This is a genomic window from Eubacterium sp. AF15-50 (genome assembly GCF_934835595.1).
Taxonomy (GTDB): domain Bacteria; phylum Bacillota; class Clostridia; order Lachnospirales; family Lachnospiraceae; genus Eubacterium_G; species Eubacterium_G segne.
Map to the genome: position 1 here is coordinate 1 of NZ_CAKVZL010000058.1, position 14,005 is coordinate 14,005.

14 protein-coding genes, 1 tRNA gene and 1 pseudogene are annotated in these 14,005 nt (G+C 33.5%); 3 read left to right on the plus strand and 13 right to left on the minus strand.

Annotation, left to right across the window (positions count from 1 at the left end):
* The 6 genes and pseudogenes from Q5O73_RS07380 to Q5O73_RS07405 form a co-directional block, all read right to left on the minus strand.
* A pseudogene (locus tag Q5O73_RS07380) lies at positions 1 to 198 on the minus strand (hypothetical protein); the annotation flags it as partial.
* Positions 199 to 335: 137 nt separating this feature from the next.
* Positions 336 to 1,298 carry a C39 family peptidase gene (locus tag Q5O73_RS07385; protein WP_021952911.1) on the minus strand — a complete coding sequence of 321 codons (963 nt, stop codon included), beginning with the start codon at positions 1,296 to 1,298 and terminating at the stop codon, positions 336 to 338.
* A gap of 154 nt (positions 1,299 to 1,452) precedes the next feature.
* On the minus strand, positions 1,453 to 2,544 hold the full coding sequence (gene asd, locus Q5O73_RS07390) for an aspartate-semialdehyde dehydrogenase (RefSeq protein WP_366459520.1): 1,092 nt from the start codon (positions 2,542 to 2,544) through the stop codon (positions 1,453 to 1,455).
* 44 nt (positions 2,545 to 2,588) lie between these two features.
* The gene (locus tag Q5O73_RS07395) at positions 2,589 to 3,026 is read right to left on the minus strand and encodes a hypothetical protein (RefSeq protein WP_302625007.1); all 438 of its coding nucleotides are present in this window, start codon (positions 3,024 to 3,026) and stop codon (positions 2,589 to 2,591) included.
* The gene (locus Q5O73_RS07400) at positions 3,016 to 3,540 is read right to left on the minus strand and encodes a hypothetical protein (protein ID WP_021952908.1); all 525 of its coding nucleotides are present in this window, start codon (positions 3,538 to 3,540) and stop codon (positions 3,016 to 3,018) included. Before Q5O73_RS07400 ends, Q5O73_RS07395 begins: the two co-directional genes overlap by 11 nt.
* 30 nt (positions 3,541 to 3,570) lie before the next feature.
* Positions 3,571 to 3,643: transfer RNA gene (locus Q5O73_RS07405), tRNA-Thr, on the minus strand.
* A 140-nt stretch (positions 3,644 to 3,783) separates the two neighbouring features.
* On the opposite strand from Q5O73_RS07405, the gene Q5O73_RS07410 reads away from it, so the two are divergent.
* Both Q5O73_RS07410 and htpG read left to right on the plus strand, forming a co-directional pair.
* Complete coding sequence (locus Q5O73_RS07410; protein ID WP_021952907.1) at positions 3,784 to 4,275, plus strand: DUF5721 family protein; 492 nt, start codon at positions 3,784 to 3,786, stop codon at positions 4,273 to 4,275.
* 167 nt (positions 4,276 to 4,442) lie between these two features.
* On the plus strand, positions 4,443 to 6,431 hold the full coding sequence (htpG, locus tag Q5O73_RS07415; RefSeq protein WP_021952906.1) for a molecular chaperone HtpG: 1,989 nt from the start codon (positions 4,443 to 4,445) through the stop codon (positions 6,429 to 6,431).
* Between the two features lie 50 nt (positions 6,432 to 6,481).
* On the opposite strand, the gene Q5O73_RS07420 is transcribed toward htpG, so the two are convergent.
* Positions 6,482 to 7,435 carry a tRNA-dihydrouridine synthase gene (locus Q5O73_RS07420; RefSeq protein WP_302669368.1) on the minus strand — a complete coding sequence of 318 codons (954 nt, stop codon included), beginning with the start codon at positions 7,433 to 7,435 and terminating at the stop codon, positions 6,482 to 6,484.
* A gap of 167 nt (positions 7,436 to 7,602) precedes the next feature.
* Here Q5O73_RS07420 and argH point away from each other — a divergent pair, with 167 nt between their 5' ends.
* Entirely contained in the window at positions 7,603 to 8,976 is a 1,374-nt protein-coding gene (gene argH / locus Q5O73_RS07425; protein ID WP_302624708.1) for an argininosuccinate lyase, read from the plus strand.
* 63 nt (positions 8,977 to 9,039) lie between these two features.
* On the opposite strand, the gene Q5O73_RS07430 is transcribed toward argH, so the two are convergent.
* The 6 genes from Q5O73_RS07430 to Q5O73_RS07455 form a co-directional block, all read right to left on the minus strand.
* Positions 9,040 to 9,777, minus strand: coding sequence for a hypothetical protein (locus Q5O73_RS07430; RefSeq protein WP_302669369.1), 738 nt, complete (start codon positions 9,775 to 9,777; stop codon positions 9,040 to 9,042).
* Positions 9,778 to 9,965: 188 nt separating this feature from the next.
* Complete coding sequence (locus Q5O73_RS07435) at positions 9,966 to 11,045, minus strand: DNA/RNA non-specific endonuclease (protein WP_302669370.1); 1,080 nt, start codon at positions 11,043 to 11,045, stop codon at positions 9,966 to 9,968.
* A complete protein-coding gene (locus Q5O73_RS07440) occupies positions 11,035 to 11,436 on the minus strand; it encodes a ribonuclease Z (RefSeq protein ID WP_302669371.1) in 402 nt (133 codons plus the stop codon). The genes Q5O73_RS07435 and Q5O73_RS07440 overlap by 11 nt, the downstream gene beginning before the upstream one ends.
* Positions 11,437 to 11,456: 20 nt before the next feature.
* Entirely contained in the window at positions 11,457 to 12,338 is an 882-nt protein-coding gene (locus tag Q5O73_RS07445; protein WP_302669372.1) for a mechanosensitive ion channel family protein, read from the minus strand.
* 74 nt (positions 12,339 to 12,412) lie between these two features.
* Positions 12,413 to 13,576 (minus strand): phosphoglycerate dehydrogenase, encoded by a 1,164-nt coding sequence (locus Q5O73_RS07450; protein ID WP_302669373.1) that lies wholly within the window; start codon positions 13,574 to 13,576, stop codon positions 12,413 to 12,415.
* Between the two features lie 68 nt (positions 13,577 to 13,644).
* Positions 13,645 to 14,005, minus strand: a 361-nt coding sequence (locus Q5O73_RS07455; protein ID WP_302669374.1) for an aminotransferase class V-fold PLP-dependent enzyme, incomplete at its 5' end; no start/stop codon positions are given.

Below are 14,005 nucleotides of genomic sequence, written 5' to 3' on the forward strand. Positions count from 1 at the left end.
GATACCTTCTTTAACATTTAATGTAAGCTTACAAGCACCCTGCTGTGGAGCACACCAGCCAACACCATGTGTAAAACCTGAAATATCTTTGATTTCTTTTGAGTAAACCCATTTTCCTTCTTCAGGAATTGGAGCCGGCTCATGTTTTGCGCCCTTAGCTACAGGACACATCATTTCAACTTCTTTTGAATAAATCATTTGAATAAATACTCCTTTCGAAATATGTGATAAAATCGTGGGTCAAAGCTGTCTAATGCCCACACCACTACATATTTTCTCATAAAATGACAAAATAGTCTATACTTTTAATGATTTTTTATCAAAATAATTTCCTATTATTTCTGAGTTTCTCTTGTTTCTTCCAATTTGTATCCCCACAAAGCCTTAATTTGAGTTGCCAATCTGTCATATGTCCACTGTTTTTTGCTTCTTGTAATACAATTTGGATCATTTATCTTGAAACCATTATCGTCATAACCATATATAACTATAAAATGACCACTTAATGTAAAATCACCGGGACCCATTGCACATATAATTAGTCCACCGTTATCTAATTCACTTTCAATACGTTCCTTGGATAGCCCCACCTCATGTATATTTATTCCATATTCTGCCGGAAAAGTTGTCATTAGTTTCCAAGCTGTCCCGATTCCCTCTACATAATATCCGTTTTCTTCACTATATTTCGCCGCTGTAACCGGTGTTACCTTATCATTTCTTGTTAAACTATACACCACCATTGAAACACAGGTTGGTCCACAGCCTGCCAATCCTATATTAGAATCACCGTAGGTCTTATATCCCCACCTTTTATCCCATTGGATAAGTAGTGGAACTTCAGCAGCCCTTTCATTTTTTGACAACTTGGGCTTGCCCTCTGATTCGTAATCAAAATAGTTCGCTATAAATTCCGCCATTTCAGGATTATTTGCCACTTTTTCCAGCAAATCAGTATCATAATTGTCACGATTTTCATATAAATACTTAATATTCTCGTCACTGTCTGAATATTGTTTTAAAAATTTTAATATTTGTGTTCTTGTATATTCCTTTGGAGCACTAATCTTATATTTCTTTTTTGTTTTACTTTTCTTTTCTGCTGTAGTCTCCTCTTTCTTTTCAGTTTCAACCTGTTTAGTAGCGTTTTCTTTAGACTTATGACTTTCATTCTGTTTTGCAATATTTTGAACAATTCCCACTAACAATACAATGCTGATTATTATTCCGCTTATTGTTATGGCAATTTGAATTTTTCTAAGTTTTTTCTGCTCTCTTCTGTAATCTGACTGTTTCATTGTAAATCTCCTGTAAGTTTGATAAAACAGTTATAGTAATTCTGTGTATATTTTTTGTATCAACTATTGCATTTTTTAATCTTAAACATAAAAAGAGTTATTGCTTTAAAAATCAAATTTAATAAATAAAGCAATAACTCATAATTATTACATATTATTTTGCTGTAATATATCCCTTTGCAACTAAAAGTTCTGCTGATAATACAGCTCCTCCTGCGGCACCTCTAAGAGTATTATGTGATAATCCCACAAACTTGTAATCGTATACACTGTCTTCTCTCAAACGTCCTACTGAAATTCCCATTCCATGTTCAAAATTAACGTCTAAAGCTACCTGCGGTCTGTTATCATCCTCTAAGTACTGAATAAACTGCTTTGGTGCACTAGGAAGTTCTAACTTCTGCGGCTCTCCACTAAAGTTTACCATAGCCTCAATTAATTCTTCCTTTGAAGGCTTTTTAGCAAACTTAACAAATACAGCTGCCGTATGTCCGTCTAAAACAGGTACTCTGATACACTGTGTTGTAATAACCGGTGATGTAGCCTTAACAATTTCTCCATCAACAATCTTACCCCAAAGTCTAAGTGGCTCCTGCTCTGATTTTTCTTCTTCACCACCAATGTATGGAATAATGTTTCCCACCATTTCAGGCCAGTCCTTAAATGTTTTGCCGGCACCTGAAATAGCCTGATATGTTGTTGCTACAACTTCTGTAGGCTCAAATTTCTTCCATGCTGTAAGAACAGGTGCATAACTTTGTATTGAACAGTTAGGTTTAACTGCAACAAATCCTTTTGTTGTGCCAAGTCTCTTCTTCTGGAATTCTATTACTTCATAATGTTCAGGATTAATTTCAGGAACTACCATTGGTACATCCGGTGTCCATCTGTGAGCACTGTTGTTTGATACAACAGGTGTTTCTGTTTTTGCATAATCCTCTTCAATTTTCTTGATTTCTTCCTTTGTCATGTCAACAGCACTGAAAACGAAGTCAACTGTTGAAGCAACTGCCTCTACTTCATTAACATTGTGTACAATCATCTTTTTTACACTTTCAGGCATTGGAACTGACATTTTCCATCTGTCCCCAACAGCTTCTTCATATGTCTTTCCTGCTGAACGTGGGCTTGCAGCCAACGTTGTAACTTCAAACCATGGATGATTATCAAGCAATGTGATAAATCTCTGTCCTACCATACCTGTAGCTCCAAGTACGCCTACTTTTAATTTCTTGTCTAATTTCATCATTTCTCTCCTAAAAAATATATTTTAAATTTTATTTAACAAACTTAATAAAGCTCAGACCAGCCATCTCCATTTTTTGAATCAGATTTTTTAGTTTCATCTTCTGTTTTAGAGGTAGTATTCTGCTCATTTTTTTTCTTTGTTTCTTTATTTTCAATGGCTTCATCTGTGAAAATATCATTCATTTCATTGACGTTGCCATTTTTTTTATCATTTTTAGTTTTGTCTGTCTTTTCAGTTGTAGCACTATCAGGCTTTGTTGTTTCCACAACAACATTTCCCTGTGCATCTGTTACTGTTTCTGACAAAGCTTCAACAGTCTGATCCACGTATGTTGTGTTTTCTTTTGTCGCAGCTGATGTGGTTATCTTGTTACTGTCACCTTTATCTTTATTTGATTTTTTTATGCCAAATATAACTGCTACAATGGCAATTACAACTATAACCGCTAACACAATTATTACAATCTTCTTATTTTTCATTTACATCTCCACTCTGCGTTGTCTTTTCACGCTGTTCAATTAAATACCTGTTATAATCATCCCTCGATTTTTTCCAGGTATCTGACATACAGTAAATATTAATGTTTACCATCAAGTAACAAAACATCCATATAATAATTAATCCTGTTATGGAAGCGCCTGCCGTTCTCCTTTTAAATAGTGGAATTGAATCCCGATATTTAAAATCTGATAAGAAAATGGCGGGACTAAAAAATAATATGAAAAAGAAAATATATTTTATGACAAACAACACCACATCCATAGGTTCAAAAGTGTAATACTTTATTTCACCGTAGATTCCGGTAATTATATAAAACGTCATAAAACCATAATATAAAATAGCAAGTATCATCTTATATGAAACACCTGAACGGAAACCAAAAAGTTTTATTCTGTCATCTTTTAGGGAATTTTGTCTGTTGTTTCTTCCCTGCCTGTTTCCTCTTGAATAAATATTGTTGTTTTTTGGTACTTTATAAGGTTTGTATGACATATAAAAGCCTCACTATTAATAAAAAATAAAAGCTCCTGGCGTGACTCGAACACGTGACCTGCTCATTACGAGTGAGCTGCTCTACCAACTGAGCTACAGAAGCGTCTAAACAATGATATTATACATAGTTAAAATATAAATGTAAAGTTTAAAATTACATTTACTTTACATTTTACCACATTATAATAACTATTTTTCTTTAACATTCTTGATGTGAAGTATTTTGTCTGCTATAATTTTTTTATGATTAGTTTTAAAGTAAATGATATAAATAATTTTATGCAGCATCTTTTAGTTAAGGAGACTTTTGATAATTATTTATTATGCGAAGGACAAATTGATACTTCTAATTCGTTCTCCCTTAACGGACGGATAAATGCGGCTTTTTATGATTCTAATGAACTTGAAGCAAAAATAAATGACTTTGTATATTGGAAGGATATTAAACATATATGCTTTGAAATCATAAAAGGTAAAAAAGTTCCAACTAAAATGAAGCTGGTATTTTCTCTTGCCAAGGAATATCACGGCAAAATTCTAGACGCCTCCGGTATGGATATGGATTTACACCAAATAGGCGGACTGTACATACATATTTTATATGAAAATAATACATTAGAAGTTATAACAGGCACTTCCATTAATGTTTTCACCATGGATAAAACATTAGATCATTATTGGGATAAAATGGTTCTTACCTTTTTTAACAATTATTTTTCCTGTGATGAAAACTAATTTTTTCTAAAATGTTAACAAATAGTAAACTTTTAGCACTCGTTTGAAGCGAGTGCTAATTTTGTATTGACTTTTTATTTTTGTGCGTTAAAATTGACTTTATTGAGAAGGATTACTTCTCTTTTTAGATTTGAAATAAAATATTTTTATATAAGGAGTGATTAATAATGGCAAAAACAGGAAGTTTATCTATTAATAGCGAAAACATATTTCCTATTATTAAGAAATGGCTGTACTCTGACCATGACATTTTTTTCAGAGAATTAGTATCAAACGGATGTGATGCGATTACCAAATTAAAGAAATTGGATATGATGGGTGAAACAGAAATCGCTGATGACGAAGAGCTTAAGGTTCAGGTTATTGTAAATCCTAATGAAAAAACCATCACTTTTATTGATAACGGTATCGGCATGACGGAGGATGAAGTTGATGAATATATTAACCAGATTGCCTTTTCAGGTGCTGAAGCTTTCCTTGAACAGTACAAGGACAAAACATCTGATGACCAGATTATAGGACATTTTGGTTTAGGCTTCTACTCTGCTTTTATGGTTGCCGACAGAGTTACAATTGATACATTATCTTACAAGAAGGATGCTAAGGCTGTATTGTGGGATTGTGAAGACGGAACCGAATTTAACATGAGTGAATCTGACAAAACAACCCGTGGCACAAAGATTACTCTTTACTTAAATGAAGACAGTGTAGAATTTGCCAATATGTACAGAGCCCGTGAAGTTTTGGATAAATATTGCTCATTTATGCCTGTGGAAATATTCTTATCTGACGAAACTGCAGAGCCTGAATATGAAACAATTGACGAATCAGAATTAACAGAAAAAGATACTGTTATTGAACATATTGTAGAGCCAGCTAAAACTGAAGAAAAAGAAAAGGAAGACGGTACTAAGGAGACTGTAGAGGTTGAACCTGAAAAGAAAAAAGTTAAGGTTTTGAAGCGTCCGGTAAGTATCAGTGACACTACTCCTCTTTGGACAAAACATCCAAATGAATGTAGTGATGAAGAATATCGTGCATTTTATCATAAGGTTTTCATGGATTATAAGGAACCTTTATTCTGGATTCATTTAAATATGGATTATCCATTTAATTTGAAAGGTATTTTATACTTCCCTAAGATTAATATGGAATACGAATCCATAGAAGGCACTATTAAACTTTACAACAATCAGGTATTTATCGCCGATAATATTAAAGAGGTAATTCCTGAATTTTTAATGCTTTTAAAGGGTGTTATTGATTGTCCTGATCTTCCACTTAACGTTTCACGTTCTGCTTTGCAAAATGATGGTTTCGTTAAAAAGATTTCAGACTACATTACTAAGAAAGTTGCTGATAAATTATCCGGTATGTGTAAAACCGATAAGGAAAATTATGAGAAATACTGGGATGACATTAGTCCCTTCATTAAATACGGCTGCTTAAAAGACGAGAAATTCTGCGAAAAGATGTCTGACTATGTTCTTTTCAAGAACTTAGATAATAAATATCTTACATTTAAGGAATGCCTTGAAGAAAATAAGGAAAATCATGAAAACACTATTTTCTATACAAACGACCCTGTTCAGCAGAGCCAGTATGTAAATATGTTTAAGGCTCAGGGCATCGATGCAGTTATTTTAAAGGACAGCATTGACCAGCCATTTATTACACAGCTTGAATCAAAGAATGAAGGGGTTAAATTTAAACGTATTGATGATGAATTAAACGATTCATTCACGGAAGAATTAAGTGAAGATGAAGAAAAATCATTAAAAGAAAAGTTAAGCGAAACCTTCAAGAAAGCGTTGGGAAGGGAAATTGATATAAAGGTTCAGAAATTAAAGGATGAAAAGGTATCTTCTATGATTACCGTTTCTGAAGAGACACGCCGTATGCAGGATATGATGAAAATGTATGGTATGTCTAATATGGATCCTTCAATGTTTGGCGGAGCCGGTGAAACTCTTACCCTTAATGCTTCTAACAATCTTGTTAAGTATATTTTGGACAATCCGGAAGGTGAAAACACAGAGCTTATTTGCAAACAGCTTTATGATTTAGCATTAATAAGCCATACACCACTTAATCCTGAAAGCATGACAGCCTTCATTGAACGAAGCAATAAAATTCTTGAAATTTTAACTAAATAATTCAAAGAAACTCCGGTTACCTTTTCTTGTGTAATCGGAGTTTTTTCTTTTTATTTAAGTTCCATTGTTACAAATATTTCTTCTACTGCCAGGTTGTATTTGTACAAATTCTGGCATTTTCTAACCAACTTGGCACACTTATTTTCATCTTCAAAATTCCATGATACATAATTCCAAAATTCCTTCATTTTGAATAAAAGGTGCTTATCAGCTTTCATTATTTTTTCAAAATCCCGGTACAGCCTGTCATGGTACTGTTTTAACATTTCTTTAGTAAGCTTCTCTTGTCCCTTAATTTCATTTACCAACTGTGGATTTGCAATCAGTCCTCTGCCAATCATTACCGCCTCTACATTGTACTTTTTTGCAAAATTTTCATAATCCATAACTGTTCTAATGTCCCCATTATAGCACAAAGGATTCCTGCTCACCTTAAAAGCATAATCAAAAGCCTTCATATCCGGCGTATCCCTATACATTTGCTTTCTGGTTCTGGGATGTATGGTAAGTTCACTAATTGGATATTGGTTATAAACCTCCATAATTTCCGAAAATTCTTCAGCATCATTTACTCCTATCCTTGTTTTTACCGAAATATCCAGTCCACTTTCGTCTGAATCCCTCCAGTTAAATATTTCCTCAAAAAACCTGTCCATGGCATCTGTATCCCTAAGGAATCCCGAACCTTTGTTTTTGGCTACTACCGTACCTGAAGGGCAACCAATATTTATATTAATTTCCTTTGTATAACCCATATCCATAATCTGTTTTGTAGCCTTTATAAAATAATCTGCCCGATTAGTTAAAATCTGAGGAACTAGATTTACCTTACCACTATTGTTTTCCGGCAAAATATCCCTTATTTCTTTTCCCTTTAATTTGTCATTTACACAGGGAGAAATAAAGGGTGCATAGTATTTATCCACTCCACCAAACAAATCTGCAAAAACATTTCTATATGTAAATCCCGTTACTCCCTCTAAAGGTGCAAAATAAAATTTCATTATAACTGACCTTTCATTAGTTTTCTAATTATTTCATTGATTCTTAAGCAAGCTATAGTATATCAAAAGAACATTTGAAAAACCAGTGCTTAAATGATATACTTTTATAGTTGTAGGCCTATTAGGTCTTAAATAAACTAAAAATTACGAAATAGCGAGGTATACATATGAAATTATGGGGCGGTCGTTTTACAAAAGAGGAAAATCAGTTAGTTCATAACTTTAATGAATCTCTCTCTTTTGACCAGAAATTTTATGCACAGGATATACGTGGAAGTATTGCTCATGTTAAAATGCTTGGTAAACAAAATATTATTTCCACAGATGAAATGAATCAGATTATCAAAGGATTAGAAGGTATTAAGGAAGATATTGATAATGGTACTCTTCAGTTTTCAAAGGAAAGTGAAGATATTCACAGCTTTGTTGAAGCTAATTTAATAGAACGTATTGGCGACGCCGGCAAAAAGCTTCACACAGGAAGAAGCCGTAATGACCAGGTTGCCTTAGATATGAAATTATACACCAGAGATGAAGTGGTTGAAATTAACGGATTACTTAAGACTCTTCTTTCTTCTCTGTTAAATGTTATTGAAAATAACACAGAAACATATATGCCGGGATTTACTCATCTTCAAAAGGCACAGCCAATTACTCTTGCCCATCATTTTGGTGCATATTTTGAAATGTTTAAACGTGACCGTGACAGACTTGATGATATTTATAAACGAATGAATTATTGTCCTCTTGGTTCAGGTGCCCTTGCAGGAACTACCTATCCGTTAGACAGAGAATATACTGCACAGTTACTTGATTTTGACGGACCAACTTTAAACAGTATGGATTCAGTATCAGACAGGGACTACATAATTGAACTTCTTAGTGCATTATCCACCATTATGATGCATTTAAGCCGCTTCTGTGAGGAAATCTGCATTTGGAACTCCAATGAATACAGATTTGTCAACATTGACGATTCCTATAGCACAGGTTCAAGTATTATGCCACAGAAGAAAAATCCTGATATTGCAGAACTTATTCGTGGTAAAACGGGACGTGTATATGGTGCCCTTACTTCTATCCTTACAACAATGAAGGGACTTCCTCTTGCCTATAATAAGGATATGCAGGAAGATAAAGAGCTTACCTTTGATGCCATTGATACTGTAAAGGGCTGTATTGTTTTATTTACAGGAATGATTGACACAATGACTTTCAATAAAGATATTATGGAAGCCAGCACCAAACATGGATTTACTAATGCCACAGATGCTGCTGACTACCTTGTAAATCATGGTGTTCCTTTTAGAGATGCCCACGGAATTGTAGGTCAGTTAGTTCTTTTCTGTGAAGAAAAGAAAATTGCCTTAGACGATATGACTTTAGACGAATATAAGGCAATCAGCCCTGTTTTTGAAGATGATATATACAATGCTATCAGCTTAGAAACATGCGTAAACAAGCGAACAACCATCGGTGCTCCGGGACCTGATGCAATGAAAAAGGTAATTAAGGTATATAAAGAATATTTAAACAAATAAATCCGTACACAAAAATCTCCTGTCAGGCTATCCTGTAACAGGAGATTTTTAGTATGTATATTTTTAATCTATATTATTGTTTGATTTGTCCACCTTTTTCTGAATCCAATAAAATATTATGGCAGTCATAATGATTGACCATCCCAGATAAATCCCATTGTTTTCAAAGTGGATGTTCATATATGGAATGTATACTACTTCCCAATCAGTTACCCTTCTGTCAAAGTAATTTGAAACCGAGAAAATGCTTCCAAAAAGTTGAACTGAACCTATTAATAACATCATAAAATTTAATACTTTCCTGTTTTTTACAACCAGTGCCATGACAACAGCAGCTATTAGACCAATCAAAACTGCCATGAAAAAACATTTGTCCCAAATTGCATAATTATCTCCCATAAAATATTTTTCAACATAACTTCTGTCTTTATCTGATATTATGTGTATGCTGTTTTTTAATCTTTCAGCATTATGAAAAATGATACTTGTGGGTATAATATATCCCCATTCCATAACACACACAAACGATACCAGAAACATTCCATTATTTTTAAAAATTTTATCAGTCAGAAAAAATATGAAATAACCTATTACACAACCCAAAATCATAAGAATGGCATTTGGGTTAAGTAAAAACATAATCAATGAACCAAATATTACTCCACAATAACCTGAAAACATTTTTTGTATTGTTACTGTTGAAATTTTGTTCCCCTTTATGCATAAATACAAGCCTCCCAAAATGGATGCCGTTGCTTTAAGTATAAACAACCTCCAAAAAAGAAAAGTTAATATTTCCATAACTCCCTCCATGAATCAATCAAGCCTTAAAAAGGCAATGTTAACCTATATTAATACAAAAAATTATATTTCAAAATTGTATCTTTCTTGTAACATTATCAAATATTTCATACTAAAACAGGCATTACCTTAACGCAAGGTAGCAAGGTAACACCTGTTTCTACATCATATCTATAGTCTAAGTCATTCTAAGGGTTACATATTTTACACGGTTCATACCCCTGTTCTATCACTTCTTCTCTAGAGCCTTTATATTTGCCTTTATTTGCCTCACTCATTTGCTTAACACCTCTACATCCCGGCAAATGGAACTTATGTGTATTCATGTTTAAAATATAATCATACTTTGAATCATCCTGATTTTCATTAGAGGTTTGATTTTTTGATGTTCCACCTTTTGAAGTGTTATTTTTACTGCTTCCATTTTGTGCTGTCTTAATTTTCCCTGAGCCACTGCTTTCCCCTGTGGCATAGTTTATTTTTACATTTGGCTGAGCATTATAGCAAAATACGTTAAAACATATTCCGTCTCCATCATCCTCGACAGAATATCCTTCCATTAAGACACCTCTTGCCACCAGTTCATTTCCAACAAACACAGGAGTAACCCTATACATTACGTGATTTTTGGTTTCTTTTACATAATCTGCCACCATATTTTCAAAAGGAAGCATACCATCAACATTTAAATATCTGGTTCCCGTAATAAGGTTTCTCTCGTTGGCATTTTCTCCTGATAACTGGTATCCGATTAAATGACAGCGGTTGTACAGAGATTTTCCGTCAACAAAATTATATCTAACCGAATGCCAGCCTGTGGGCTTTACCTGACTTATGGAGCCTCTCTTTTCACTAGGCATTAAGTCTGTTCCAATAGATGCCTCAGCCACTCCACATCTTCCCAGATAATCAAGCTTTGAATACTTTTCAAAGGACTTTCCCTTTAATTCATTCTTTTTAAAAAATGGCTCGTTATTGTTAATTGCAACATATGGTTTGTTTTTATATTTCGGAACATTTTTATAGCTAAATGACGATTTGCTGCTCTTAGTTGTCCTTTTACTACTTTTATTCTTTTTCGACGATGTGTTTTTGCCACTTTTTTTCTTTGGCTTCTTAGAATCACTTTTAGTGGCACTGTTGTTCTTAGTAACTGCCTGAGTTACCTCTGTATTGTCTGAGTAAGTGGATATATCCTGACTACATCCTGAAAAAAATAAAGCAATAAGTGTTAAATATACCAGTAAACCTTTAAATTTATTCTTCATTTCTCAAATACACCTCTTTAACTATTTTTTCATGGGAATATCCCTTAAATTTCAAAGTAGACGTTAAATGGTAGCCTTCTAAATTGAGGCAATAATCTGACGGATATACTTTGTCCCATCTGTAAACAATTATTTTCTTTATATTTTCTAACTGAACATCTTCATTTTCCACAAAACAAAAGTCATTTTCCAAATATTGCCCTTCAAAATCATCAGTTATAACTATGTTTTCACATTCATTTTCAAATAATTTATGTGAATATTCAGTCATTATTAAATTATTGTTTTTAGTAATAAAGGCTATATCCTTAATTACTTCTCTATCCCGGCTTTGTCTTCTGTTATTAAAATACATACCGTTATTTAAATCCAAACATACAATTAAAACCATAGCAAGTGTTTCCTCCTCGTCTACTTATTTGAAATATGCACGTCTAACTGATTATAAGGTATAACAATGTCTTTTTCATCAAGACCTGTTTTGATATGTTCATTTAAATAGTCATATGCCTGCCAATAATCCTTTGTTTCCACCCATACTCTTGCCTCTAATGCTATGGCACTGTCATCTAATTTGGTAATTGCCACATCATTAGACCTGTCCTTTAGTGTATATGGGCATTTTGATATAATATCCCGTACAACATTTTTAACATTAGCAAGGTCGCTGTCATAGTGAACTGAAAACTTTACATCTACACGTCTGCCGTCTTCATTGGAATAATTAATAATAGTATTATTTGCCACTTCACCGTTAGGACATTTTATAATTCTGTTGTCATATTTAACCAATGTTGTATATATAATGTCAATTTTCTTAACAATACCTTCTTCACCACATATTTGTACATAATCCCCTATTATAAATGGTTTTGAAACCAAAATAAGTACGCCGCCTGCAAAGTTGGCAAGGCTTCCCTGAAGTGCCAGACCTATGGATAATCCACCTGTTCCTAAAAGGGTAATAAAAGATGTTGTCTGGATGCCGATTTCACCACATATAATGATTAAAACCATAACATAACCCACAACTTTTATTATTGAGTCAATAAATTTTACAACTCCCAAATCCACTGTAGACTTAAGAAGTAACTTTTTAACAAATTTCCGGACAAACTTAATTATAATTTTTCCAATTACAAATATTATAATTGCAACTAGTATGCTAAATCCGAAATTAATAAGCTTGTACACCATGCTATCTGTAAATTTAGCTAATCTGCTTACATCCTGGCTGATTTTTTCAACATCTAATTCATCTGCCACATTATCGGCTGCTAATAAAAATTCCATAATACTCTCCATAAAATCAATAATGAGGCTATTATACAACAGCCTCATTATATCAGTAAATTATTAAAAATAAATTATTTAACTATTCTTACCTTAATTACACCTTCAACTGCATTTAATTTTTCAATTAAAGCATCTGTTACAGGGTGGTCTAAATCAATAATTGCGTACGCAAAGTCTCCTCTTGACTTATCTACCATATCTGCCACGTTAATGTTTTCACCTGCTACTACAGATGTAAGCTGACCAATCATGTTTGGTACGTTTTTATGACAAATAGTAATTCTGGCTGTCTTATCACATACACCAAGAGTTGCTGCAGGATAGTTTACTGAATTTGTAATATTTCCGTTTTCAACGAAATCCATGATTTCATTTACTGCCATTACAGCACAGTTATCTTCTGATTCTTCTGTTGACGCTCCAAGGTGAGGAGTTGCAATTACGCCATCCATATTAGCTGTCTTTGCATTAGGGAAATCTGTAACGTATTTTTTAACCTTACCTGACTTAATTGCCTCAGCCATATCATCATCACATACAAGTAAATCTCTTGCAAAGTTAAGAACAACAACACCATCCTTCATCATGGCAATTGTGTCTTTATTAATCATTTCCTTTGTATCATCAAGAAGAGGTGTGTGAACTGTAATAAAATCACATGTCTTAAAAATTTCTTCTCTTGTATTTACAAGATTAACTGCTCTCTTAAGGCTTAATGCACTTTCAACTGAAAGATAAGGGTCTGTTCCATATACTTCCATTCCCAGTGAAACAGCCATATTTGCTACTAATCTTCCGATTGCTCCAAGACCAATAACACCAAGCTTTTTACCTTTAATTTCATTTCCGGCAAAATTCTTCTTTGCCTTTTCCATTGTCTTGTTAATGTTTTCATCTTCCTTGTTATCGCTTACCCACTTGTTGCCTCCGATTATATCTCTTGAAGCAAGAAGCATCCCACAAAGAACTAATTCCTTTACTCCGTTAGCATTTGCTCCAGGTGTGTTAAATACAACAATACCCTTTTCAGCACACTTATCAAGGGGAATATTATTAACTCCTGCACCTGCTCTTGCTACTGCCATAAGGCTTTCCGGTAAATCTAAATCATGCATTGCCGCACTTCTTACCAAAGCTACATCAGCCTGTGCAAAATCATCTGTCATTTCATAATTATCGCTAAATAAATCTGTTCCTAATTTAGAAATAGGATTTAAACAATTTACTTTTGTCATTTCTCTGCTCCTTATTTTATATTATAATCTGCAGCATAACCTAAAAAGCCATGCTGCAATATATTAAATTACATATTCTCTTTTTCAAATTTATCCATAAATTCTACCAAAGCCTTAACACCTTCAATAGGCATAGCATTATAAATACTTGCTCTCATTCCACCTACAGTTCTATGTCCCTTAAGATTTTCAAGTCCTGCAGCCTTAGCTTCTGCAACAAATTTTGCGTCTAATTCTTCGTTTCCTGTTACAAAAGGAACATTCATTAATGAACGGTCTTTTGGAACTACTGTTCCCTTAAATAACTTGCTGTTATCTAAGAAATCATAAAGAATTTTAGCCTTTTCTTCGTTATGCTTCTTCATTGCTTCAAGACCACCCATTTTCTTAATCCACTTAAATACCTTACCACAGATATAAATTCCATAG